Here is a 25,261-nt window from a genome sequence, read left to right as displayed (position 1 = left end):
TGAAACTCTTGTGGCTAGCGATCTGCACGATCGAGGACAAACGCGCACGCCAACGAGCCAAGGAACGCGGCAAACCCGCCAGCCAGCGCAAAGCCGCCGGCAGACTCGTCGAAGGACAAGTCACCACGAACTGGAAACAGGCCCTAGCCCAACTCGCGGCAGCCTACCCCGACCGAATGAACCCATACCTGTAAACCCGACCCCCGTACACAACAGAATTGACAACCTCTCGTGCGATACGTGAGGCCATTACCCCTATCCCAGTCGCGACCGGTGAACAAATGCAGAACCGGATCATCGCCAAGCAGTTCATTACTTCGGGTGCTCTAGACGTTTATCAGATGGATGCCACTCGGGTAGCCGGACCGAATGAGAACATAGCGATCTTGCTATTGGCCGCTAAGTACGGAGTTCGCGTTTGCCCCCATGCTGGCGGTGTAGGGCTATGCGAGTTGGTGGCTCACATGTCAATGTTTGACTATATCGCCGTTTCGGCGACTAAAGAAAACCGATTCATCGAATATGTCGATAACCTACACGAGCATTTTGTGACTCCCACCGAAATTCGTCAGGGCCATTATGTGGCTCCCAGAACTCCAGGCGCGTCGAGCGAAATGAAGCCTGAATCAATCACGGCATATACCTTTGACGCCGCGTCGCAGCGACTTCTAAACCAGCAATAAGGAGACCTATCGTGGATCTGAAACTAGCAGAAAAACCCATAATTGTTACCGGTGGTAAACATGGCATTGGACGGGCCATCACTGAATCTCTGGCACGTGAAGGTGCTATACCCGTCGTCTTGAACCGTTCGGAAGCCGATGAGGATTTTACCGCTTCAATGAGTGATCTAGGCGCTACCTATGAATATTACACGGTTGACCTAAACAATACGGAGCAAATTGCACCGATCGTTGATGAAGTCTACCGGAAGTACGGTGTCCTGGCCGGAGTGGTCAATAACGCTGGGACAAATGACAACCTGGATCTAGATAGCACCACTTGGGAAGAATTCGAGAAGTCTCTGCACGGCAATCTCACCCATTACTACGAAACCGTGCATGCCTCGGTGAATTACTTGCGCGAATCTAAGGGGTCCATTCTAAATATCACGTCCAAAACCGCGGTAACGGGTCAGGGAAAGACGTCCGCCTATGCGGCCGCGAAAGGTGCGATCCTTGGTCTGACACGCGAGTGGGCGGCCGCCCTTGCGAAGGACTCGGTACGTGCTAATGCGATTGTGGTTGCAGAAGCCTGGACCCCGATGTATGCCAATTGGATTAAAACTTTCGGGGCAGAAGCCGAACAACAAGCGCGACTTGAGGAGATCACCGAAAACATCCCCTTGGAAAAGCGGATGACGACTCCGAAAGAAATCGCTGATATGGGTGTTTTCTTGCTCTCACCACTGTCCAGCCACACCACAGGTCAGCAGATTTACGTTGACGGTGGGTACGTTCATCTCGACCGCGCGCTGAATTAGGAGCCATCATGTCTGCGGAAAATACCGGACGAAAAACCTCGGCCGTCCGCACGGCCATTATCTTGGTTACTGCCCTCTTCTTTATCTGGGGTTTGACCATGAACCTCGTCAATGGCATCCGTGACCCGTTTGCCACCTATCTTCAACTTTCCGGTGCGGAGTCTTCGCTCTTGCAGGTCGCTTATTTCGGGGCATATTTCGTGATGGCGATCCCAGCAACAATGGTGGCGAAACGGCATGGGTATAAGGGTGGCATGATTGTCGGGCTCGTATTTTTTGTTCTCGGTGCGGCGCTGACTATCCCTGCGACTTCTACATTGTCCTACTGGATATTTCTTATAGCGATGTTCGTTATTGCTCTGGGGGCCGCTGCGCTGGAAGCTAACTGCAACCCGTATATGACCAAGATTGGGGGTGAAAGTACTGCGTCGACGCGGATGAACATCGCCCAGGGGTTTAACGGTATTGGTCAGGTCATTGGCCCCTTGTTGCTTGGCCTGATCCTGGGTGAGACGGTAACCGCCGGCGACCCCGGCTTCCAGGAAGCCCGGGATACTTTTATGGGGCAGACCGCACTGATCTATACGGTCATCGGTATTGTTGTGCTTGCCGTGTTGCTGGTATTCGTCTTCGCCAAACTCCCCACACCCGCAGGCGATGATGTGGGGATGGCTAATTCGGCGAGGTTTGGAGCGGTGTTCTTTAGGCCCTACTTCACCTTTGGTGTAGTTGCCTTGTTCGTTTACGTGGGGTTGCAAACTCTTGGATTTTCAGTGTTTTCGACCTTTGCTCAGCAGCAGTGGGACGGGATCAACGCCGGAGTGGCTTCTACCCTTTTGGCAGTTCTGACTGTGCTCTTCGCGTTGGGGCGCTTCGCCACGGCGCCAGTTTTCAAATACGTTGAATCTGGAAAAGTTCTTGCCATCTATTTCAGTGCTGGTTTTGCGATGATGTTCTTAGCGGCACTTGGACTCGGGCCCATCTCAGTGATCGCGTTTATGGTGCTTTACTTCTTTATGTCGATTGGCTTCCCAACTATTTACGCGTTGGCACTGCGTGGCATTGATGGAGCCGCGGCGAAGAACGGTGCAGCGATACTCACGATGACTATTGGCGGTGGAGCAGTTATCCCGCTCCTGTTGGGTTTCGTCCAAGACGCTTTCGGTTTGGAAGCTTCGCTATTTGTGTCTCTGATTGGCTTTGCCTACCTGGTTTGGTACGGCATTTCCGGTTCTCGAATCGGCTACCACCAGAAAGTGAGTTAGGACAATGCTCAAGGGAATTGACTCGGTCATTTCGCCGGAACTTCTTAAGGTCCTTGCTGAAATGGGCCACGGGGACACAATTGTGCTTGCGGACGCGCACTTTCCCGCGACTTCCATCGGGCAGCGGATTGTGCGTGCTGATGGCCACGGGACTTTACGGCTAGTCAAGGCAGTTCTTGAGCTGATCCCGTTAGATACCTACATTGAGAAACCCGTTACGCTTATGGAAGTCGTGGCTGGAGATCGGGTAGAAACGCCTATCTGGAACGATTATATCGAGCTCCTAAACGAGGAGAATATTGGGTTTTTGAACCGCTTCGACTTCTATGAGCAGGCTCAGCAGGCTTATGCAGTGGTGGCTACGGGCGAAGTCGCGCAGTATGCCAATTTGATCTTGACCAAAGGGGTGGTTGTATGAAGGTCATTGACGCCCATTTTCACCAGTGGGATCCGAATGTTCAGTCGATCCCGTGGCTGAGCGACAGACTGAACCGAACGTACCGGTTCGAGGATCTTCGGGCTGAATATGACAAGTATGATGACGTCGAGTTTCTCGGTGGGGTCTACGTTGAAATTGATCAAGATGATCCAGAACAGGAAGATCAGTTGGTCTACGAACGTCAGAGACCACAAATCCTCGGACGGGTTTTGCGATCTCAACTAAGCCCGTGGATGAGGGTGCCTGTCCACGCTACCGGCATTCGAGAGCCGCTTCACACTGCTCCTTCTGGAAGAGTGATGGAACAGAGTTTTATAGAAGGTCTGCGCTCTCTGCCTCTGCCCTTTGATGTCACATGCAGAGGCGAAGACATCACGGATATAGCCCGAGCCCTGGCTAAGGTTCCTGAAGCACAGCTCGTTTTGGATCACCTGGGCAATGTCACCGATTTGACCCCTGAATCACGAGCTGCGTTGCGGGATTTGGCCCAGTTGCCTAGCTGCTATGTCAAGATCTCCGGCGATGACCCGGTGCAGAAGGAAGTAGTGGACTATGTTGCCGAAACGTTCGGGAAGTTCAAAGTGCTTTACGCATCAAATTTCCCGGTGCGAGCTGACTTCGATGAGCACTTCTGCTTTGTCCGATCAGTCTTTAAAGATGACGAGGATGTCTTCGCCTTCAACGCGCTTCGCGCTTATCAAATTGGTCAGGAGCGATAATGTTTAACGGAGTCTATACGCCGTCAATTACCCCGCTGCAAAACGGTTCCTTCGATTTTGACAACTGGAAACGACACCTCGATCATCTAGTTGAGGCTGGGATAGACGGCGTGTTGCTCTTTGGTTCTATTGGTGAGTTCTACGGGTTCACCTTGGAGCAAAAGAAAGAAGCCGTGGCTATTCTGGCTGAGCATCTTGATTCGAGGATCCAACTGTTAGTGGGGACCGGAGCTACTCGCCAAGAAGACGTAATCGAATTATCGAATTTCTCGCGCGAACATGGTGCAGATGCAGTAGTTGTGGTTTCACCGTACTACTTCGGCCCTTCGGAATGCTCGGCTGAGAAGTTTTTCGCTACCGTCGCTGAATCTGTCCACATGCCGGTTATGCTCTATAACTTTCCGGCCCGGACTGGTTCGGACCTCGGCCCGGAGCTTGTAACCCGTCTCGCGAGCAAATATCAAAATATTGTGGGGATCAAAGATACGGTGGATTCTGCTTCGCATACCAGGGAAGTTATTCAAGCTGTGTCGAAAGCCCGGGATGACTTTTCAGTGCTATCGGGTTTTGATGAGTACTATTTGACCAACAGAGTCAGTGGTGGTGCCGGGATACTTTCTGGGTTGACCAATGTTGAACCCGAGCTGTTCGTCAGGCTACACCGGGCTTACCAAGCAAAACACTGCCAGACCGTGGTCGAGTGTGCTACTCGTATAACAAGTTTGATGCGACTTTATGACACAGCTGATCTTTTCATTTCGGCCATAAAAGTAGCGGTAAAAACCAAGGGACTACCGATAAGCACAGAGATTCTCGAACCAGGCGTACAGGCTGATCAAGAGCTAGAAAAAAGTGTAAGTAAAGTTTTGAAATCTTAACTGTGTGCCCTGACGTTTCGACGGGGAGTGGGATCAGGGTTCAGCCACGGAGCCGGTGAGAACCACACTCCCTCGCGGTCGACTCTGACAATACTCCACTTACCGGTGTGCACATCGGTATGGTGGGCGCTACAGAGTAGTACCGCGTTATCGATGTCCGTTTCGCCACCGTGTTCCCACTCTGTGATGTGGTGGACGTGGCACCAGGCTGGAGGCATAGTGCACCCCGGTGTGGCACACCCGCGGTCTCGAGCCACCAGGCAGCGGTGTTGAGCGGCGGAAAAATCGCGTCGCTGCCGTCCCATGTCTAGGACCTCGTGATCGCCATCCATGAGTTGCGGGATGATTCCGGCGTGGCAGGCCATCGCTCTGAGTCGTGAGGGATGAATCGTTGCAGAATATTGACCTTCGGATCGGAATCTGTGTCCGCGAGTGGTGGGGTCATCAACCAACCAATCTCGAAGTGTGGACCTTCTGAGATCCTCATCGAGCTGGAAGCGTCGGGAGAGTTGATGGCTGAAGGTTTCGTAGTCCATGGTCACGATCATCTTCGTATCTTGACCGCGGGTGGAGGGGAGCGCGTTCTTCTGACGGCCTGCTCCGAGTCCCGCGGTGAGGACCGCGAACAGTGCATTCAGCGTACGCTGATTGCGACTTCTCCGGTCGAGCAGATCGTGCTCTGCGTACACCTGCTCAGTGCCGTTCTCGTCAACACTGATCACATCGTGGGGTTTCAGCTCTGGGAAGTTTGCCATGATTGCTTTGATCAGCGGATTGCGTGGCGTCTGCGCCTGAGCCTCGTTGGTGGCGTTGTTTTTCAGGGCAGCGTAGTTGTTCGCAGCATGGTCGATGGTCGAGAGGAGTTCGGCAGACAACCCGTACACCGTACCACCGAAATCAAGGCCACCATCTTCACGCGGTCGGACCCAAAAATCTTCCCGGCCCCGCTGTGGGTCGACGACCTCCTCGGGTGCCGGGCCGTCTTGATCAATGTGGTGGCAGATCTTGGGTAGCCATTCCTTGCAGAGCGTGTTGAACTCGTTGACGCTGAGTTCCTCGGCGCGCTCGACCAGCAGGGGCACGACCTCATCAAGCAGTCGATCGATCAAACCAGGTGGAGTATGTGTGTTCCGGGCATACTTCTTGACATCATTGACCAGGCGAATGAGCCGGTCCAAGTGTTCTGTGCTGATCGACCCAATGCTGAAGGCCTTCGTCGCTGCGGGAAACTCCGGTGGGATCTCGGGGCCGCCACTGATCGGTGGTGGACCGCCGGAGATGAATTCGGAGCGTTGCTGGCGTTGTTTGGCTTCTCGAGTTCCGATCCCGACAGACTCGGTAAAGTACTTCCGGCCATCCCGGTAACCACGAGCGCCCTCGGGAACGCCCAAAAGATCCTGCTGATCGGCACTGGACGCCGTGGCGCGTTGGGTATGACCGCTCAACAGCGTCTGGGCCCCGGCCAACGCAGTCTGCAAGGCTTCTGCCACATGGTTTATTTCCGGCAACGAGTCCCAGTAGTTGTCAGGTTCCACTAACCGCGTGGAGTCATGTTGTTGCGGGGCGGAGGCGAGCGACGAGTTCCAGTCTGCGCTCGCGGTTTCGGGAGTGTAGCGAGCGAATTTCTCGTAAGCGTCCGATGCGGCCAGGTCCTGCCCCAGCGATTTGAGCAAGACCAGAGCAGCGGCGGCCTTATCTCCCATGGAGGCCCCGGCCACGCCATCGAGATCCAAAAATGACAATGGGTGGCGGGCGCGCGGTGCGTCAGTGACCGTCATCGTGCACACCTCCCATCATCGATCAGTTGTTTGATAATATGCTCTGTCATTCGTTATGTAGAACATAGTATCGATTCCTGAGGACACGATAAGACCGCCGATTGTGACTGTGGATAGCGTGCAGTGTGGCGTCTTACGGAGTCATCTCTGGGTCTGTATTGAGGTTGAACGGGCTCGTCGATCTCTGAAGTCGTGTATGTGACAGCGGTCATGACAGCCTCATTGTGGTGTGTCAGACTAGCCCGGTAACCATCCAGATCGACCGAGAGACCTGGCTCGAAGACGTCGAGGCAACCCGCCATATGAGGCAAAGGTGCCAATGCCAGCTACGATGGAGGATTCCTATGATTTCTCTGCGTCACGTCACCACAACGTTCAAAGGTGGTGAGATTACCGCAGTCGATAACGTCAGCCTTGAGATACGTCGGGGCTCGATCCATGGCATTATCGGTTTTTCGGGGGCCGGTAAATCCACACTGTTGCGCAATATCAATCTGCTCGAACGGCCCACGGCCGGGCAGGTGTGGGTCGATGGCGAGGAGCTGACACAGCTCAACGCTGAGCAACTGCGTCAGCGTCGCCATCAGATCGGGATGATCTTCCAGGGGTTCAACCTGGTCAATAATCACACAGCGCTGGCCAATGTCGAGCAGTCTTTGACGTTTTCCGGGGTGAAAGACCGACGTGAGCGTCGCCGGCGGGCGCTGGAAGCGCTCGACTTGGTGGATCTTGCGGAGAAGGCTAGGGCCTATCCGGCGCAGCTATCTGGTGGCCAAAAACAGCGTGTTGCGATTGCGCGGGCGCTAGCCACCCAGCCGAATGTGTTGTTGTGCGATGAGCCAACCTCGGCATTGGATCCGTTCACTACTGCCACGGTCTTGCAATATCTGGCTGATATTAACGCTCAACTGGGGATCACCATTGTGCTGGTGACCCACGAAATGGAAGTGATTAAAGCCCTGGCCGATGACGTGACGGTCATGGAGCATGGCTCGATCGTGGAGCAATTCACCACCGATGACCTGCGGGCCGCAACCTTCCAGCCTCAGACCGCGATCGGGCGTTACCTGCTTTCTGAAGGGATCTCGGTACAGAAGGGACGGAGTACGCCCCCGGATGTTCCTGTCGTGGTGGAAGAGGCCGCGGAGTTGGCACTGCAGAAGGTGGGTGAGTGAGATGGAACGCATCCTCGAGCTCCTTCCCGAACTCACCACAGCACTGTTGCAGACCTTCGTTATGATCGGGGTCGCGATCCCGATTGCGGTGTTGCTCGGAACTCCGTTGGGAATTTGGTTGGTCAACCACGCGCCCGACGGGATTTCGCCCTCACCGCACTTGCATAAGGTGATATCGGCTTTGGTGAATGCGGTGCGGTCATTCCCGTTCTTGATCCTGCTGATCGCGATCATTCCCTTCACCCGTTTGCTGGTGGGGACCACGGTCGGCACAGCGGCGGCTATCGTTCCGCTGACGGTCAATGCCATCCCGTACTTCGCTCGACTGGTCGAACAGAACATCAATCAACTCGGCTCCGGGCCGATCGAGGCAGCCCGCGCGATGGGGGCGACCCGTGGTCAGATCATCCGGCAGGTCATGCTGGTAGACGCCCGGCCGGCGCTGATCGGCTCCATCACGATCACCACTGTCTCCTTTATTTCGTATTCGGCCATGGTCGGCCTGGTCGGAGGTGGCGGGATCGGGGACTTCGCGATCCGCTACGGCTATTACCGGTATGAAACCGAAGTCATGCTGGTTGCCATCGTGCTGATGCTGTTGCTGGTCAGCGCGGTGCAAATCCTGGGTAACCGCCTGGTGCGCATCACCGATAAACGCTTGGCCTAGCTCGCCAGTGGTCATCAGGCCCTTCAGAAATCTTGCTGTGAAAGGAAACTCACCATGACAATCACCATGCTCACCACTGCACCCTCGCGGCGGTGGGGCGCTCTCGGCGCCAGCCTGCTGGCCGGGCTGTCCTTGACCTCCTGCGGGTTAGCTAATCAGCAAAGCACTGTTGATGAGGAACAGACCATTTCGATGATCGTCACCGAATCGGCGCCCTTCCAAGAGCCCACTGAGATCGTGAAAGATCAGCTTGAGGAAGAGGGGTGGACACTTGAGACCACCTATGTCACCGACATCGTGTTGCCGAATGAGGCGGTGAGCCAAGGCGAGTACGACGTCAACTTCTTCCAGCATCAGGCCTATTTGCGACAGTTTAATCAAGACAACGGAACCGATGTTGAGCCACTCTTCTCGGTCAATTACGCTCCCTCCGGTATTTTCTCGGAGAAGTACGAGACCTTGGACGAGCTTCCGGAGGGGGCGACCGTTGCCATTCCCGTCGATACCTCCAATAACGGTCGTGCTCTCAAGCTGTTGGCCGAGGGAGGCTTGATCGAGGTGGATGAGTCCAAAGACGTGACGGCGCTATCTCAACAGGACATCACCGCTAACCCGAAGGATCTCGAGTTCGTCGAAATCGATCAGCAGTCCTTGGGGCAGTCCTTGCCCGATGTTGACGCGGGCTTCGGGTTCGTCAGATTGATTGCCGAAGCCGGATATGACGTGGAGGAGACGGCTCTGATTCTCGAGGATAATCCTGAGGTTGAGGTCCCCTTCACTGTTGTCGTGGCTGCCAAGCCGGAATTCCGCGATACCGAGGCGGCTCAGGTCTTACAGGAGGCGTACCAGTCTGAGGAAGTCCAGCAGTGGTATGAGGATTATCTCGGAGGGGGAGTGGTCGCGCCTGAGGATACGATCACCGTAGGTGATTCGGCTCAGAAGTGGGAGGAGTTCACGTCGGGCAAGCTGTAAGGCTCGGCGGACGCGGGCTGAACAGAGAAATGGAGGGCTCTGCGGTGCGATCACTGTCTCAGGGCCGAGGTGTTGCTCGTCACCGTGGAAGATCGGCTCGCTGAGACTTCTGTGGTGATCGCGCTGGATTCCGCAGTGCCCTCCTGGCTCGGTCAACACACAAAACCTGAGCCATCACCAGCGGGTGCTTGAGGACTATTGGCAGTAAACCCGCGCTTAATTGTGATGCACTTCACATTACACCGGTGCGTGGGCGTGCGCAAGGGGGACGAATGGTTGAGGGAAGCGTTGGGGGTGCCAGAATCTCAAGGGCCATGTTTCTACCCGCCTATCAGATTTGCGGAATAGCTGTCGAAGAGAGCCACCCCCGCGCATTGTCAGAGGGCTGAAGCATGCGCCGGGGTGGCAATTTCGTAGGCTAGGTCCCTAGTGTCTGCGACGTGTTGCCGACAGTGCGGCTAGAGATCCCCCTGCGAGAAGCAGTATTCCTGCCCCGAGGACAAGGAGTAAGTTGGCTCCTGTGCTCGCGAGAGTGCCAGTTTTCTCTGACTCAGCGCGACCTGGAGAATCTTCTTGAACTTGTTCTGTTCCAGCTCCCGGATCTCCAGCAATATCTTGTTCGGGGGTGGTGGTTCCCGCGGTGGGTTCCTGGGTTGGTTGTTGTTCGGGGGTGGTGGTTCCCGTGGTGGGTTCAGGGGTTGGTTCTGTATCTGGTCCTGGTTGCGGGGCGGTGCTTGTTTCGGAGGTAGGCTCCGGAACCGGTTGTGGCTCAGGGGTAGCGTCTGGATTAGGTTCCGGCTCCTCCTCGGGATCTTGTGCTGGGGCGGCAACGACCTCGACTGTGTGTGAAGCGGTCTCGCCATTAATCGTGAAGGTGAGCGTTGCGGTACCCGGTTGGGTGGCTACGAGTTGACCAGTGGCAGGATTGACTCGGATCACCGCGGCATTCCCTTCTGATCCACCATTGTTGACTTCTACGTGGTCGCCACCCCATTTGGCGCTCATCGGCCAGACAAACGGCATGTGCTTGCCGTCCTGGGTGAAACTAGCGTCAACGGATACCTGGTCACCGACCGTCATGGTTGACGGGAGCTCGGTAGTTGCACCGAGCGTGATCGAATCGACAAAAGGATGCATCTGCACTTGTAGCCAGGCATTACGTGCGACTTCAGGCTCTGGGGACTTACCGACGATGCCCTGAGAAGGATCTATTGTGAGCATGCTCCAACCGACGAATCCTCCGGTCTCGGGTGTGCCGGAGGGACCTTTGCCACTGTTGCCGTTGATAATTGCGGGCACGCCGTCGGCGGTTGACGCATGGAATACTCCAACATGTCCGTTGATAACCGCGACGGATTTGCCTGTTTCGGTCCGGAAGCGGGACAGACGGTCTTGGACCTCTCGTGCTTCAACGCGATTTCCCATCTGGCTGAGCTTGGTTGGTAGCGGATCATTCATTGGGTGGTGCCACATCAAAACGACACTGGTCGTGCCTTCATCTGTGGCTGCTGCTTCCAGCCGATCTTCAAGCCAAGGAAGTTGGTCTCGATCGGAGGACCGGAGCCCGCCCTGAGCGGTGTTGAGGGTCAGGAACTGTGTCCCCTGTAGATTTTGAGAAGTCCTTGTGTCGCCGAATGCTTCCACAAAGTTGTCGATCTCCCCGCCCATGATTTCGTGGTTTCCGGGCGCATAGGTCACCGGAATTTCATCACCAATTTCTTCATCAAGGATCCGCTTAGCGAGTTCAAAATCTTCCGGCGAGGCCTCATCGACAAAGTCGCCAACGATGAATATTGCATCAGGAGATGCGGCTTTGATCTCTTGCAGTGCCCGTCGCGCTCCTTGGACATTTTGACTCTGAGGTGAACGAGCGACGAACTGAGCATCGCTCATCACTGCGATCTGTTGCGGTCGTTCTTCATACAGACGAGCGGTATCGACAACGGAATCGTGAATTTCTGTCTTTTCGCCCGCATCAGTGTCGGGGGCTACCACGGCGCCCAGGTTCGCAATTTTCACGCTGCCCGAATAGGAAGCGTTAGGGCGCGTTTCCATGAGTCGCACCATTTCGATCGTGATGGGATACTCGATCCCGTCGGGAACGGGGAACGTGACATCTCGCCACCCGTGCCAGGTGATATTTCCACCATCAAGATTCGATCGTGTGCCTGCTCCGTTTAAATACTGAATACGGGGCCATGCGCCATTGCCGTCACCGTAGATGCTCAGGGTAATTGAACGGGGCTGTCCATCCACTTGAATCGGGTGAGGCGGAGCAGCATAAGCGCCCCGAGTTGCAGTCGACCCCGTGAAGTCGTAGGAGATTTCAAGAGCATTTTCACCATTTTCACCCTCGCTAGGGGAGACCGATCCAGAGGCGCGGGCCTGGCTGAACTCCCAGCTGTCAGCATCTGAGAAATCAGAAATAGTGACGTCTTCGAAGCCAATGGTCACTGGGAGATCGATGCGCTTCTCGCCGACTTTAAAGTGGATGGTGCCACTTCCACTACCGGCGTTCGGGGACACGGTGAAAGTGTCCACGCCACTGGGTGTCACCTCGATGGTGTCGTTGCTGGAAACCTCGATATCCTCGGTTTCGATGGGTGCACGGAAACCGTCGCCGTCAATTCCGAGTACACGCACCGAAGCGGAAGCATCCGCATTTTCTAACGCTACTCTCTGATGACTTAGCTCGAGATGCTCGAGCTCTCCGAGAACGCGTACAGGTAGCTCTCCTTCTCCGCCGTTGCTTTCACCGCGAACGGTTGCGAGGCCGTGCTTCGTTCCAGTAACTCGGGCCACTGTTTGTCCTCGGTCGTTCTGTGTCGGGGTGCCGAGTAGCTCGAGGCCATCACCAGGAGAGATTGCGACGTCAGCGGGGAGTGGATCACCACTGGAGTTCGTTGCGGTACCGATGACAGTCCGGCCAAGTCCGGTGAATACGCGGTCGGTTCGTTCCGAGTCGCTTGCGGGGTTGACGGTGACGCCGGCGGTTTCCGCCGGTGCCTGAGCAGTTGAACGGAAGACGAGGGCGTTGGCGACGTCGCGCTCCTTACCGTCGGAAGGACGGTTGGTCGGTGATGCTGATGCGTCGCCTGGATTGCGGGTGTGCAAAGTGGTGGATCCACCACCATCAAGGTTGAGAGCCTGGTAGGCACCGAGATCTACCATCAACTCCGAAAGTTCGCTGAGCCGCATACCGACCGCGTCATCTTGCCGACCCTCGATTGAAACGACAAATAGCTGTGTCCCGTCTTGAGAGATCCCGACAGCTGTCCGGGCGGCAGTTGCCTGTTCTGCGCCGGTGGCGCGACCGTCACGGACGAGCACCTGTTGGCCAGAAACCGCCAGGTCAACATCGCGGTCCAGCGCTACCGAGATTTCAACGTTGGTACCAACAGTCGGGACGTGATCCGAGCTTGAACCGGAAAAGACGAGCACGCCCTCGCCCTCGGAAAGATTGGTGTCTGAATCTAGAGCGCTGGCTTCGAGAATCTCGGTAACAGCCCCGTCGATGACTTTGACGGCGGTCCGTTTGTTGGCAGACAGAGCTTGAGAAATCGGTGTTGTGCCCCAGGCAGCGGTGTAGTACGCAATGCCGTCGCGGTCTTCGGTTGGCGAGTTCACCGACGGCACGTCGTAGGTTCTGCCTTCGATGGTGGCCGTGGCGGCACTGGTCAGTGCTCCAATGCTCGCTGTTCCTTCATGCACAGACAGCGCCTGTGATGAGCCATTTGCGATGGAACGGATCCCTTCTGAAGCAGACACATTTGTGCCTATGGGGGCTCCGGTGTTGTTCATATCAAAATAATCACCGTTGACGGCAGCGACGACGTTGTCTTCGTTCTCGATCTGATTGGATACGCTCGAAACGCCGGACACAGAACCGCCATCGACGACATCGAGTGAGAGTGAAGCGTCGGTCAAGTCCACGTTCAATACATGACCCGTTTGGAAGCCGGTCTTTTGTTCGCGCGTGAACGAGGTGTGGTTGAGGCCCGGGGCAATCGTTTCAGTGTTTGCTTGATGCAGAGTCGAGCCGCTACCGGTGAGGTTGAGCCCGCCTGTCTCGAGCGTTTCACCAACGGGCTGTTTGGATGCCTGCTCAGTGGTTCGTTGTGAGTGGGGAAATGCAGGGGTGGCGAATGCCGGGGTCTGTGACAGAGTGAGGCCGAAAGCGAGTGTGGCGATCGTCGCGAAGCGACCGAAACGACGGAACCGCGTCGACCGGCCACGCTCGTGCGCGGTAGTTGAGTGAAGAGAGTGTGACACCTTTTCTCCCAGGTCAGAGTGATATTCGACGCACTGACCATAGGTGTGAGAGGTAGCCTGATCGTGACGGGTGAGTTACCGAAGGATGTCCCGTACGTATTAATGGGTACGCGTTGATGAGCGCGCGACACGAGCGGGGTATTTCGAGGTGCTGATCGTCAGGGCCGACTTATCTCTTGTAATCGGCTAGTACCGCGGGCTGGGACGCAGGTCGCTGCGGTCAAAGCGTTCGGCCACGCGGTTCAGCGCAGACTCGGCGGCGTCAGCCATGACCGAATCGGTGCTGGTGACCGCGCTGTTGAGGGCTTTCAGGGCGGATTCGTTCTCGGCGGAGATGATCTCGCCCAACGCGGTGGCGGCCTGCGAGCGGACCTGCGGGGTGGGGTCGTCGAGCAGGTCGAGCAAGGTGTCGGTGGCCTCGTTGAGGTCACGGTAACCGGCGACCTCAACGGCGATGACGCGGACCTGCCAGGCGGGATCGTTGAGCGCGGTGATCACGGATGTGGTGGCGGTGTGGTGCCAGAGTTCTAGTAGCGTTTGGGCGGCCCAGACACGGCCCATCCAGTCCTCGACGGCCTCCATTCCGCCCAGCACGGCGATATCCGGATCGCCGTCTGCTCCGTGCCGGGCGCGACCATCCAGCAGGCGGCAGACCCAGTCCAGCAACGGGTTGGTTCCGAGGGTTTCAGCAGCGTCGTGAATGCGGGACACGGTGGTGGGGGACAGTGAATGCGGTGCTGTGTTGCTCATGGTCTCTATTATGGTCGATGCCACAGTGATAAATTGAGAGGCATGCGCTCCCGTAGTTCACTTTCTCTGCAGTTTCGTGCCGAGGCGTACGATTTTCCGACCGGGAGCGTGACCGCGGGAACGGTGATGAGCTGGCTGGATAAGGCCGGGTATGCCACCGCGGCCTCGTGGACCGGAACGAATGTGGTCGCCGGGTATGTGGGCAACTTGCATTTCGCGCATCCGGTGCCGGTGGAAACCCCGATCACGGTGCAGTGTCGCATGCTGTATACCGGAACCTCCTCGGTACATGTGCAGTCTCGGTTGGTGCTTCCGACCATTCTGGATGACGAGGGGCAACCGACGGTGGCCACCGAGGTGATCATGGTCTATGTGGCCATTGACGACAACGGTGAGAAGGTCCGGGTCAAGCCCTGGGAGCCGACCACGGATGCGGCCCAGGAGCGGGCGGTGAAAGCCAAGGCCCGCTCGGATCAGCTGAAGGCCTCCGAAAAGTCGTTGATGACCATTGCTTTTCCGGAGCAGGAAGAGACTACCGCCGAGATCATTCGTCTGCGGTTTATTGTCTCCGAACCGGATGCCGGTGTCGGCGTACGCGTCGGCGGTGGCTCGGTGTTGCGGTGGCTGGATGAGGCCGCCAACGTGTGCGGGGCCCGCTGGGTGCAGGACAATGTGGTTGCGGTTTTTGCCGGGGGCGTGCGGTTCGAGAATATGGTGTACGGCGGTGACTTACTGGAGATCGAGGCTCGCCTGGTGCACACCTCGGCACACTCCATGCACGTGATGTTGCGGGCCTGGACTTCGACCCGGTTTGACCCCACGCAGATCCCGGTGGCCCACGGGATCACGGTATTGGTGGATCCCGGCGAGGACGGGAAGGCCAAGCGAATTCGACCCTGGCATCCGCGCACGGTGTTGGAAACCGAGCTGGAGCAACACTGCACCGAGCTGGTGCGGATGCGCAATGAGATTGCCTATTCCTGGGCCCTGTAATGCTGGGTGGTCTGGCCGTCCGGTAGAATGGCGAGAGTGCTTCTCCGCCTGCTCAGTCGCTACGCCAAACCCTACGGGTGGCATCTGCTGATTGTGGTGATCGCGCAGGTGATGGCCACGATGGCGACACTGGCACTGCCGCGACTGAATGCTGACATTATCGATCACGGAATTGCCACCGGGGATACCGGATATATCGGTTCCACCGGGTTGGTGATGCTCGGGGTGGCGGGCCTTCAGGTGGTCTGTGAGGTCGCGGCCACGTTCTTCGCAGCACGGGCGACGATGGGGATCGGCCGGGATTTGCGGGCCGACCTCTTTGAGCAGGTCACCGACCTGTCGGTACATCAAGTCCAACAGTTCGGTCCCGGCACCTTGCTCACCCGGACCACCAACGATGTCGAACAGGTGCAGTCGCTGGCCTTGGTGGTGGCCTCCACGGTGTTATTGTCCCCGATTATGCTGGTCGGCGGGCTGGTGATGGCCATGGAACAAGATGTGGTGCTCTCCGCCGTGGTGTGGGTGGCAGTCCCGGTGCTGTTGCTGTTCGTCTGGTTACTCTTCGCGCGGGTGATGCCGTTATTCCAGGCCATGCAAGACAGCATTGACGGGGTGAATACCGTGCTGCGCGAGCAGATCGCTGGCATCCGCGTGGTGCGAGCCTTTGTGCGGGAGGCCGAGCAGACCCGACGGTTTGATCGGGCGAACCGGAAACTGACTGCGATCAGCCTGGGCATTGGTCGCTGGATGGTGCTGATGGGCCCGGTGATCGCCATGATCCTGCAGGCAGCGATGGTCGCGGTGCTGTATTTCGGCGGGCACCGGGTGGCGGCCGGGGAAGTGCAGGTCGGTGGCGTTGCTGCGCTGATGCAGTATCTGACGCTGATTCTCATGGCGGTGATGATGGGCGTGTTCGTGTTCATGATGATCCCGCGGGCGGCAGTGGCAGCCCGGCGCATCCAGGAGGTGCTGACTACCGAACCGGAGTTGGACTCCCCGCACCAACACAGGGCACAGCCGGCCTCGGCGGAGCTGGTGTTTGATCACGTGCAGGTCCAGCTACCCGGGGCCGAGGCACCCATCGTGGATGAGGTCAGTTTCCGCATTCCCCCGGGGACCACCACAGCGATCATCGGCTCCACCGGGTCAGGGAAGACCACGCTGGTGAAGCTGATGACCCGGCTGATCGATCCCACCGCGGGGGCCGTGCGGATCGGTGGAGTGGATCTTCGTGAGATCCCGCGCGCGAGGCTGTCGGATCTGGTGGGGCTCGCCCCACAAACCGCGACCTTGTTTTCCGGAACAGTGGGCTCGAATCTGCGGTTCGCCGCCCCGCAAGCCACCGACGAGCAGTTGCGCGAGGCTTTGGAGATCGCCCAGTGCTGGGACTTTCTGCCTCAAGAACTAGCGGCGGCCCTAGAATATCCGGTTAGTCAGGGTGGGGCGAATCTGTCCGGCGGGCAACGTCAGCGGCTCAGCATCGCTCGCGCGCTGGTTGGTTGGCGACAGATCTACGTGTTTGATGATGCGCTCTCGGCGCTGGATGCCAGCACCGAGGCGGCGGTGCGTGCCGGTCTGGCTCGGCTGCAGCGGGACAGTGGGGCCAGTGTGGTGATGGTGGCACAGCGCGTTTCGGCGATCACCGAGGCGGATCAGATCCTGGTCATCGATCAGGGGCGGATCGTCGGGATCGGCACGCATGCCGAACTGAGCGAAACGAATGCGGTCTACCGGCAGATTATCGACTCGCAGCAGGTTACCTCATGACAGAGCAGACGGCCCAGACAGAGCAGTCAGCGCAGCCAGCACAGAACACCCCGGGATTTTTTGCCACCAGCGGGCGGGTGCTCGGACTCTTTGGCCCCCACTGGCGGCTGATGCTGGTGGTTCCGGTGCTCGCGGTGGTCTCGGTGGCCGCCGCGGTTGCGGCCCCGCTGATGCTCGGGGCGGCCATGGATGTGATTTTTTCCGGTGCGGTCGATTCCCAGCACACCGCCGGAGCGGGCATTAATTTCAGCCAGCTGAACCGGTACGCGCTGCTGACCCTGGCGCTCTATGGGGTGGCCCAGGGGTTTGAGTATCTGCAGGGACTGGTGGTCAACCGCGTGTCGGTGCAGGTGGTATACCGGTTGCGCCAGCGGATCGAGGCTCAGCTGAACCGGGTGCCACTGGCCTGGGTGGATGGCCGGGCGCGCGGGGATCTCCTCTCGCGCACCACCAACGATGTGGATAACCTGCACGGGGCGATCCAAGGTGGTATGGTCTCGCTGATCAACGGGCTGATGACTCTGATCGGGATCGCGGTGATGATGTTGGCGCTGGACTGGCAGCTGGCCCTGGTAGCCCTGGGGATCCTGCCTGCCGGAGCGATCGTGGTGGTGCTGGTCGGGGCCCGGTCACATCGGAAATTCACCGAACAGTGGGCGATGACCGGTGAGGTGAACGCGCGCGTGGAAGAAACCGTCAGCTCCTATCCGGTGGTGGTCGCCTTCGGGCGGGCGCAATGGGTGCGCGACCAGTTCCGCGAAGACAATCAGCGCCTGTATGCTGCCTCGGCTCAGGCAGAGTTTTATTCAGGGCTGATCTACCCGCTGATGGAGTGGATCACCCAGCTGGCCTATGTGGGCCTGGCGGTGCTGGGTGCGCTGAAGGTCGCCGGCGGGTCGATGACCTTAGGCGGGGTGACTGCCTTCATCCAGTACTCCCGACAGTTCTCCCAACCGGTCAGCGAGGTGGCCTCCACCTCGAATATGGTGATCTCCGCGGTGGTCTCGGCCGGGCGGATCTTCGAGTTCTTGGATGCCGAGCCCGAAGCCGATCCCGCCATTGACGACACGGAACCAGACGCCACCTCGGGTCGGGGTGCGGTGCGTTTTGAGAACGTGAGCTTTTCCTATACCGACGAGCCACTGATTCGCGAGATCAACCTGGATGTGGCGCCCGGGGAGATGGTCGCCATTGTCGGTCCCACCGGGGCCGGTAAGACCACATTGGTGAATCTGCTGATGCGGTTCTACGAGCTGGATGCCGGTCGGATCACCCTCGATGGCGAGGACATTTCGAAGATCTCCCGGGGCAAACTGCGCCGGAAGATCGGCATGGTGCTCCAAGACGGGGTGGTGCTCACCGGGACCATCGCCGAGAACCTGCGACTCGGCCGGCCCGAGGCCACCGAAGCGCAGCTGATAGCAGCCGCAAAGGCCACCCGGGTCCACGAGTTCGTGACCACGTTGCCCGAGGGGTATGACACGGAGATTTCGTTGCAGGCCGAGAACCTCTCCGTCGGCGAGTTACAGCGGTTGACCATTGCCCGAGCGTTTTTAGCCGACCCGAAGGTGCTGATTCTGGATGAAGCCACCAGCTCGGTCGATACCCGCACCGAAGAGTTGATCCAGCAGGGCATGGCCACGCTTCGAGCAGATCGGACCACCTTCGTGATCGCCCACCGGCTATCCACCATCCGACACGCCGACCATATTTTGGTCATGGACCACGGCCGGATTGTCGAACAGGGCAGACACGAGCAACTACTACGCCGTGGCGGCGCCTACGCCCGGCTGTACCACGATCAGTATGCCAGCAACGGTGCCACTCACAACACTGACAACACCGGTGACCAGTACCCCCAGTAGACTGGCACTCATGACTGATCAGCAACAGCTTCCGCCGGGGTGGACCCAGCCCGCCGGCGCCCCGTATCCGATCCCGTCGGGATGGCCCGGCTCCGCACCGCCCTCCCGGTTGGGCGAGCCCCGCGATCCGGTGATCCCAGACTGCCGGCCCGGACCGTTTGTGTGGCGCGACCTGCTCGCCGTGCTGGGTTACGTGTTGCTGTTTCTGCTCGGACTCGGAGCGCTGATGCTGTTCATTCCAGGGTTTGTGTCCTTCTCGGCGTGGCTGGTGGGCACCGATCCGGTCAGCGTCGAAGACCTTGCCCGGGGCGTGTTCCCGGTTGAAATCGGTTTCGCGGTGAATCTGATCAACTACCTGATCATGACCGTGTTGGTGCTCATCGCCGCCGGCCCGACGCTACTGTCCTCGCTCCGGTCCTTCCGCCGGCTGTGGCCACTGAAACTGTTGATGATTCCGGCCATCTGGTTCGGCACCATCATCATCAACCTGGTCGTGACCGTGTTGATCGGTGAGGTCCCCAGCTCGGAGAACCAGCTGGTGCTCGAGGAAATGACCACCGTGGCCCCGTTCTGGCTGATGTTTATCACTGTGGTAATTTGTGGCCCGCTCGTCGAAGAGTACATTTTCCGCCACCTGCTGATCGGTAAGCTCTCCCGCTGGGTCACGGTGTGGGTTTCGGTACCGATCTCGGTGATCACCTTCTCGCTGTTACATTTCATTGGGGCGGGCCAATTCAACATCATTGAAACCATTCCGTACGCGGTGATGGGACTGGCGTTCTCGCTGGTCTACACGCTGATGAAGTTCTCGCTGGCCTTCAGCTACGTCCAACACGCCTTCAATAACGCGGTGGCGGTCTGTCTGCTCTACCTCACCCCGGCAGAGCTGTTGGAACAAGGCCGGGAGCAGTTGGGTGCGGCATGGTGGTTCACCATCGCACCGTGGGCAGGCCTGGCTTAACGCGGTGCCTGAGGCTGAGTCCCGCCGTTCAGACCGGCCGCGGTCGGTATCTGCCCAGATTCTTTCATTGGCCGTGCCCTCACTCGGGGCACTGATCGCCGAGCCACTGTTTTTAGTCGTCGATACCGCCATGATCGGCAACCTGGGTACCAGTCAGCTGGCCGGGGTCGGATTGGCCGCCACGGTGCTGCAGACCGTGACCGGCTTGCTCGTCTTTCTGGCCTATTCCACCACCCCGGCTGTCGCCCGTTTTCTCGGTGCCGGTGAGCTCAACCGGGCCCTGCAACGTGGTCGTGACGGTATCTGGTTGGGGTTGCTACTGGGCGTGGTGATCGCCATACCTTTGGCTCTCACTGCCCCGTGGGTGCTGAGCGCGCTGGGGGCTAGCGGGCAGACCCAGGCTCACGCGGTGGAGTATCTGCAGTATTCGATGATCGGGCTTCCGGCCATGACCGCTATCCTGGCCACGGTGGGCACCCTGCGGGGACTGGCCGACGCCAAAACCCCGCTGGTGGTCGCCGGTGTAGGCTTTGCGATCAACATTGCGGTCAACTACCTGCTGATCTACGTGGTCGGACTCGGCGTGATCGGCTCCGCCTTGGGCACCTCAGTGATCCAATGGGCGATGTTCTGCATCTACCTGATGATTCTCACCACCCGCTACCGGGGAAAGGGCGGTCGCTTGTTGCCCACCCTGGCGGGGCTGAAAGACACCGCCCAGATCGGGTCGTGGTTGCTGGTGCGTTCGGCAGCACTGCGTGCCGGGATTTTGGTCACAGTACTGACCGCCACACAACTGGGCGCCCCAGTGCTGGCCAGCCACCAGATGGTGATGACCATCTTCTCCACGCTGTCCTTCGCCCTGGACGCGCTGGCCATCGCCGCCCAGGCACTGGTCGGTCAGGAACTCGGCGCCAGCCACCGCCGGGAAGTTCGGGAGCTGACCCGGACGATGATCCGCTGGTCGATGGGCTTCGGGGTGATCACCGGGCTGTTGTTGGCCGGGCTGTCTGCGGTGATCCCGCGACTGTTTAGCCAAGACCCGGTCGTGATCCAGGCCGGAGCGGCCGGGCTGATGGTGTTGGCCATCGCCCAGCCGCTGGCGGGGTATGTGTTCATCCTTGACGGCATCCTGATGGGGGCCGGGGACGCCAAATACCTCGGGATCGCCTCAGTGGTTGCCTTGGTGCTCTACCTGCCGTTCATTCTGTTTCTCGGCTGGCTGGCCGCCCAGCTCGACGACGGCTCCGGGGTCGTATCGGTGGTGTTGGTCTGGGTCGGCTTCGCCGTGGTATATCTGGGCGCTCGTGCGCTGACACTGTGGTGGCGGATTCGGGGCGAGGCCTGGATCGTGTTGGGCAGTGAGGTCGGTCCGTCGCGCTCGTCCTAGGCATCGGGGTTGGTGAGCGTCAGAAATGGTTCGGCAGCGTCCACCGGCTCATTCCGGTTGGGGACCCCCAGCGCCTGATTCACCACGGCCTCGGCATCGTGATCAACCAGCCGGTCGACGAACTGCCAGTGCACGGTCAGCTGTAGCCCTTGGGCCGCTCGCAACAGGTTGGCTGCCGGGCAAGCGTGCTCCACGTCCTGGGCGAAGGCCCGTAGCCGGTCCGCGTCGCGCACATCGGTCTGGACTAACACGGCCAAATGATAGGTGTGAAAGTGAGGTTGGACATCCCGGCCTGCCACCAGACCACCCAAATCCTGGGAGGCATAGGAGTAGGTGTGAATGCCCTGAATCGGGATCTGGTGTGTGCCGGACTTGGCCTCAATCACCACGGAAATACACCCGTTGGTGGCCCCGAGAATGTATTCCATCGGGTTAGGCGCTGCATTCTTTCCACCGGAGGCTTCCGGCTCATCAACCAGGAAACGGTACGCACCGGTGCTCACGGTTGTTTGAGCGGAACCGTGGAACACGCCGGACACCCGGTTGGATTCAGATTCGGCCACCTGGGGCTGTTCGGTGAACGTTGTCATATTCTTCCTCCCATCGATTCTGGCATTAGCACTCGAGATAGATTGCTGCGGCGTCACGGAGCCAGATCTCTCGGCCGCTCGTGATGGACATTTATATTCTGTCATACCGGTCGCGAAGGAGAAAACTGCCGGAGAACGTTTTCTTGCCTAGAATGTCTCCCGTGACTCAGACCCAACAGCAGCCTCCGTCCAAGATCAGCCCCGACACCGCCCACCTGATTTTTCGACCGTATATGATTCGTGCCGGGGTGGCCTTAGCCTTCGGGATCTTCTCGCTGATCTACCAAGCGCCCGACCTGATGGACTCCGGCCCTGCCTGGGTTAATGTCAGCTGCGCCATCTACCTGTTTCTCACCGGGGTGGCGATGTGGGAGTTCCTGCGCCAGGAACCGGTGCCGGAGGCCATGCGCTCGCCTTTGTCGATGGCTGCGGCCGCCTGGGTGCTTGGGCCGGTTGCATTAGTTGGGGCCCAACTGTTCTCCGCCGGGGTGATGGCCACCGCGATCATCCTCAGCCTGGCCTTGCTGGTTGCCGGCATTGCTCAGCTGGTGGCCGGTGGTGGATACCGCAAAGAATTTCCCCCGGCCCGCGACTGGTTGATCCCCGGAGCCGTCGATGTGCTCACGGCGGTGGCCACCGTCATCGCGATCTTCGTCGGCGCTGACTTCCACAATCTGCTCGGTATTGTGGGCTCGGCGGCCTTTATTCACGCGGTGTTTTGCAGTATTCCCGGGGTGGGGTACTATCTCGACACCCGCCGGGCTCGTCGTCGTGGGTGGAGACCGAAAGAATCCTGACCTGCAGTGCTGGTCTGTGGTGCGCCCTGTTGTTCACTCTGAGAGGTCACGTGCGGATTCTGTCAGCATGCCGTGATTAGAATAGTCAGGTGCGCCCTGGTGCCCCACGACGTGGATCATCCGGAGCGTGCAGGCATTATGTATTGTGATCATCGAGCACCCCAGGAGCGTGAGTCGTGACTACTCAGCGCGGCCCGCAACCTCCGAACGGCCCCGAGAAGAACAAACCCCTCGGCGTTGCGGCACCCCTGATTTTCTCAGCCGTCCTCGGCTTGATCGGTGGTGTCGTGGTCACGCTGGCCTCCACCGGTGGCCTGAACAACCCCGATAGGCCCCTCCGCCTGGACCTGGGTTTGATCGCTTTCGGGGTGTTTTTCATCGTCTCCCTGCTGGTGGTCTCCTTGCTCCAGCTGGCATCACGAGACAACCCCGAACACCTTTCCGAAGGCTCCGGCATTAACCGGTCCTCGGAACAAATGCACCGTGAAGCCATGGCCAAAGCGCGGGCGAAAAAACGCGCTGAGGCCGAACGGGCCGAAGCGCAGCGCTCCCCAGCATCTCACCCGAGCGACTCAACCCCGCAGCACGCGGAGGATGCGGACCGCGAGGACCCACAGCACGGTGAGGGTCGCTCCTCCTAACGCGTTCTGTGCAACGAACGTGGTGGACATCATAGAAATGTCCCGGCATGTTCACAAAGGACTGAATCTGCCCCGGAATGTGACGGGGCGGACATCGGGTCGATGGTAGTTTGGATAGTCAAGCGAGAGATAACCGTTGTCCACCACCATGAGATCGCGGTTCATGATGAAAAAGTGTTGTAAACACATTCTGTGTGGAGCTGAGGAGCCAGATGAGCCAGAAGAAGCCTGCCGGCCACGTCATCGTTGATACGTTGGTCGCTCACGGCGTGAAACGCGTCTACAGCGTTCCAGGGGAGAGCTACCTGAACGTGCTAGACGGACTCTATGATTCACCCATTGACAATATTGTCTGTCGCCACGAGGGCGGGGCGGCCTATATGGCCGAAGCCGAGGGCAAGATGAATTCCACCCCCGGTGTGGCCATGGTGACCCGTGGTCCCGGTGCCTCGAATGCGCACGTGGGACTGCACACCGCCTGGCAGGACTCGACCCCGATGGTGCTGTTTGTTGGACTCATCCCGTTCGAACACCGCGATAAGGAAGCCTTCCAGGAATTCGATCCGCATGCCTGGTTTGACTCTGGAGCCAAGCGTGTCATGGTGCTCGACCATGCTGAGCGCGCCTCCGAGATCGTCGCCGAAGCGATGTTCGCAGCCGCCTCGGGTCGCCCCGGTCCGGTGATTGTCGGTCTGCCCGAAGATGTCATCACCCACGAGATTGACGCCCGGCTGCACCCACAGATTCCGGTGGCTGGTGGCGGTATGACCGTGGACGACTGGAAGGCACTGCACTCTGCGCTGTTGAACTCCGATAAGCCGCTATTCATCACCGGTGGGAACGACTGGAGCCACGAATCCGCTGAGGAACTAACCCGATGGCTGGAAGACCACCACATCGCCGCAGCAGCGGAATGGCGCACCGAAGGCACCATCCCCTTTGACTCACCCAGCTATGTGGGGCCAATCGGGTATGGTCGGCCCAAGCCCACCTACGATTTGCTGGAAGAAACCGACCTGATCGTCTTCGTTGGCACGGTGCCCGGTGATACTGTTACCGACGGTTTCCGGGTGCGCCAGAACTGGGAGAAAACCAACTTCCTGGTCACTATCGACCCGTCACTGCGCGGTCGTTCTGGCCCGGTGTCCTACCAGATCGTGGCGAAACCGGCTCTGTTTATCCACGACCTGGTCCGCATGGACCTCGAGGTCAAGGACTCCTGGAAGACCTGGACCGCGAAGATGCGGGCCCAACAGGAAGAGTTTGCGGCGTTGCCGGAGATCACCGGTGAAGGCCCGGCCACCATGGATGAAATGATGGCCCATCTGGTTGCGGCACTTCCTGCACCCCAGGATCCAATGGTTACCTTTGGTGCCGGTGAACACACCAACTGGGCCCACCGTTACTTCCCGACCCGCTCCTATGCCTCGATGATCTCGGCCCGTAACGGCTCGATGGGCTACTCGGTGCCCTCGGGTGTGGCCGCCTCGTTGAACTACCCGGACCGTCGGATCATCACGATTGCCGGTGACGGTGAGTTCTTGATGAACGGGCAGGAACTGGCCACCGCCCGCCAGTACGGTGCCACCCCGCTGGTGATCGTAATGGATAACCAGGAGTACGGCACCATCCGCACCCACCAGGAACGCGATTACCCGGGACGTGTGTCCGGTACGCAGCTGTTCAACCCGGATTTCGCTGGCATGGCGGAAGCCTTCGGTGGGTTCGGGGTCAAGGTCACCCACAACGCGGAGATTCCGGCCGCTCTCGAGCGTGCGCTGAAAGCTGTGGACGAAGACGGCACCTTCGCGCTGATCCACCTGGTCGTCGAGCAACGCCGGAAGGCGTACTAACCCGGT

The 25,261-nt window shown here is 58.7% G+C and carries 21 protein-coding genes, 1 pseudogene and 2 riboswitches; of the genes and pseudogenes, 18 read left to right on the top strand and 4 right to left on the bottom strand.

Going from position 1 to position 25,261, the window contains the following annotated elements:
* From DYI20_RS10245 to DYI20_RS10215, 7 genes and pseudogenes are all read left to right on the top strand, one after another.
* Positions 1–194, top strand: a pseudogene (locus DYI20_RS10245) (IS256 family transposase); the annotation flags it as partial.
* Positions 195–218: 24 nt separating this feature from the next.
* The gene (locus tag DYI20_RS10240; RefSeq protein ID WP_122549450.1) at positions 219–683 is read left to right on the top strand and encodes an enolase C-terminal domain-like protein; all 465 of its coding nucleotides are present in this window, start codon (positions 219–221) and stop codon (positions 681–683) included.
* An 11-nt stretch (positions 684–694) separates the two neighbouring features.
* Positions 695–1,483: an SDR family oxidoreductase gene (locus DYI20_RS10235; protein ID WP_110101516.1), complete on the top strand. Its 789-nt coding sequence runs from the start codon at positions 695–697 to the stop codon at positions 1,481–1,483.
* Between the two features lie 8 nt (positions 1,484–1,491).
* The gene (locus DYI20_RS10230; protein ID WP_110099831.1) at positions 1,492–2,748 is read left to right on the top strand and encodes an MFS transporter; all 1,257 of its coding nucleotides are present in this window, start codon (positions 1,492–1,494) and stop codon (positions 2,746–2,748) included.
* A gap of 4 nt (positions 2,749–2,752) precedes the next feature.
* Entirely contained in the window at positions 2,753–3,166 is a 414-nt protein-coding gene (locus DYI20_RS10225) for an RbsD/FucU family protein (protein WP_110099832.1), read from the top strand.
* Positions 3,163–3,906, top strand: coding sequence for an amidohydrolase family protein (locus DYI20_RS10220; RefSeq protein WP_110099833.1), 744 nt, complete (start codon positions 3,163–3,165; stop codon positions 3,904–3,906). The genes DYI20_RS10225 and DYI20_RS10220 overlap by 4 nt, the downstream gene beginning before the upstream one ends.
* The gene (locus tag DYI20_RS10215) at positions 3,906–4,784 is read left to right on the top strand and encodes a dihydrodipicolinate synthase family protein (RefSeq protein ID WP_110101517.1); all 879 of its coding nucleotides are present in this window, start codon (positions 3,906–3,908) and stop codon (positions 4,782–4,784) included. Before DYI20_RS10220 ends, DYI20_RS10215 begins: the two co-directional genes overlap by 1 nt.
* On the opposite strand, the gene DYI20_RS10210 is transcribed toward DYI20_RS10215, so the two are convergent.
* A complete protein-coding gene (locus DYI20_RS10210) occupies positions 4,781–6,562 on the bottom strand; it encodes an HNH endonuclease signature motif containing protein (protein ID WP_122549449.1) in 1,782 nt (593 codons plus the stop codon). The two genes, DYI20_RS10215 and DYI20_RS10210, sit on opposite strands and share 4 nt — an antisense overlap.
* Positions 6,563–6,808: 246 nt before the next feature.
* A riboswitch (SAM riboswitch) is annotated at positions 6,809–6,900 on the top strand.
* Positions 6,901–6,906: 6 nt separating this feature from the next.
* Between DYI20_RS10210 and DYI20_RS10205 the strand changes: the two genes are divergently transcribed.
* The 3 genes from DYI20_RS10205 to DYI20_RS10195 are packed head-to-tail and all read left to right on the top strand — an operon-like array spanning position 6,907 to position 9,376.
* Positions 6,907–7,737: a methionine ABC transporter ATP-binding protein gene (locus DYI20_RS10205; RefSeq protein ID WP_110122944.1), complete on the top strand. Its 831-nt coding sequence runs from the start codon at positions 6,907–6,909 to the stop codon at positions 7,735–7,737.
* A 1-nt stretch (position 7,738) separates the two neighbouring features.
* A complete protein-coding gene (locus DYI20_RS10200; protein WP_110101520.1) occupies positions 7,739–8,404 on the top strand; it encodes a methionine ABC transporter permease in 666 nt (221 codons plus the stop codon).
* Positions 8,405–8,458: 54 nt separating this feature from the next.
* Positions 8,459–9,376, top strand: a complete 918-nt coding sequence (locus DYI20_RS10195; RefSeq protein ID WP_122549448.1) for a MetQ/NlpA family ABC transporter substrate-binding protein — start codon at positions 8,459–8,461, stop codon at positions 9,374–9,376.
* Positions 9,377–9,802: 426 nt separating this feature from the next.
* Here the strand turns inward: DYI20_RS10195 and DYI20_RS10190 are convergent, their stop codons facing one another.
* Both DYI20_RS10190 and DYI20_RS10185 read right to left on the bottom strand, forming a co-directional pair.
* Positions 9,803–13,648 carry a phosphodiester glycosidase family protein gene (locus DYI20_RS10190; protein ID WP_122549447.1) on the bottom strand — a complete coding sequence of 1,282 codons (3,846 nt, stop codon included), beginning with the start codon at positions 13,646–13,648 and terminating at the stop codon, positions 9,803–9,805.
* A 186-nt stretch (positions 13,649–13,834) separates the two neighbouring features.
* Positions 13,835–14,398, bottom strand: a complete 564-nt coding sequence (locus DYI20_RS10185) for a HEAT repeat domain-containing protein (RefSeq protein WP_110101543.1) — start codon at positions 14,396–14,398, stop codon at positions 13,835–13,837.
* 42 nt (positions 14,399–14,440) lie between these two features.
* Here DYI20_RS10185 and DYI20_RS10180 point away from each other — a divergent pair, with 42 nt between their 5' ends.
* The 5 genes from DYI20_RS10180 to DYI20_RS10160 all read left to right on the top strand — a co-directional run bounded on the left by DYI20_RS10180 (position 14,441) and on the right by DYI20_RS10160 (position 21,374).
* The gene (locus DYI20_RS10180; protein WP_166769836.1) at positions 14,441–15,391 is read left to right on the top strand and encodes an acyl-CoA thioesterase; all 951 of its coding nucleotides are present in this window, start codon (positions 14,441–14,443) and stop codon (positions 15,389–15,391) included.
* A 36-nt stretch (positions 15,392–15,427) separates the two neighbouring features.
* The gene (locus DYI20_RS10175; RefSeq protein WP_122549445.1) at positions 15,428–17,158 is read left to right on the top strand and encodes an ABC transporter ATP-binding protein; all 1,731 of its coding nucleotides are present in this window, start codon (positions 15,428–15,430) and stop codon (positions 17,156–17,158) included.
* Positions 17,155–19,023: an ABC transporter ATP-binding protein gene (locus tag DYI20_RS10170; RefSeq protein ID WP_122549444.1), complete on the top strand. Its 1,869-nt coding sequence runs from the start codon at positions 17,155–17,157 to the stop codon at positions 19,021–19,023. Before DYI20_RS10175 ends, DYI20_RS10170 begins: the two co-directional genes overlap by 4 nt.
* A 10-nt stretch (positions 19,024–19,033) precedes the next feature.
* Positions 19,034–19,984 carry a CPBP family intramembrane glutamic endopeptidase gene (locus tag DYI20_RS10165; protein ID WP_158278491.1) on the top strand — a complete coding sequence of 317 codons (951 nt, stop codon included), beginning with the start codon at positions 19,034–19,036 and terminating at the stop codon, positions 19,982–19,984.
* 67 nt (positions 19,985–20,051) lie between these two features.
* Positions 20,052–21,374, top strand: coding sequence for an MATE family efflux transporter (locus DYI20_RS10160; protein WP_208392159.1), 1,323 nt, complete (start codon positions 20,052–20,054; stop codon positions 21,372–21,374).
* Here DYI20_RS10160 and DYI20_RS10155 read toward each other — a convergent pair.
* Positions 21,371–21,964, bottom strand: coding sequence for an OsmC family protein (locus DYI20_RS10155; RefSeq protein WP_166769837.1), 594 nt, complete (start codon positions 21,962–21,964; stop codon positions 21,371–21,373). The genes DYI20_RS10160 and DYI20_RS10155 overlap by 4 nt on opposite strands.
* 7 nt (positions 21,965–21,971) lie before the next feature.
* Positions 21,972–22,054: riboswitch (SAM riboswitch) on the bottom strand.
* Between the two features lie 71 nt (positions 22,055–22,125).
* On the opposite strand from DYI20_RS10155, the gene DYI20_RS10150 reads away from it, so the two are divergent.
* From DYI20_RS10150 to DYI20_RS10140, 3 genes are all read left to right on the top strand, one after another.
* Entirely contained in the window at positions 22,126–22,761 is a 636-nt protein-coding gene (locus DYI20_RS10150) for a hypothetical protein (RefSeq protein WP_147472556.1), read from the top strand.
* A gap of 176 nt (positions 22,762–22,937) precedes the next feature.
* Positions 22,938–23,402, top strand: a complete 465-nt coding sequence (locus tag DYI20_RS12385; protein WP_183145626.1) for a hypothetical protein — start codon at positions 22,938–22,940, stop codon at positions 23,400–23,402.
* A 212-nt stretch (positions 23,403–23,614) separates the two neighbouring features.
* Positions 23,615–25,255 (top strand): thiamine pyrophosphate-dependent enzyme, encoded by a 1,641-nt coding sequence (locus DYI20_RS10140; RefSeq protein WP_122549439.1) that lies wholly within the window; start codon positions 23,615–23,617, stop codon positions 25,253–25,255.
* Positions 25,256–25,261: the final 6 nt, after the last annotated feature.

It is taken from the genome of Auritidibacter ignavus (assembly GCF_003703835.1).
GTDB classification, from domain to species: Bacteria; Actinomycetota; Actinomycetes; order Actinomycetales; family Micrococcaceae; genus Auritidibacter; species Auritidibacter ignavus.
This window is presented reverse-complemented; position numbering and strand designations above follow the sequence as displayed.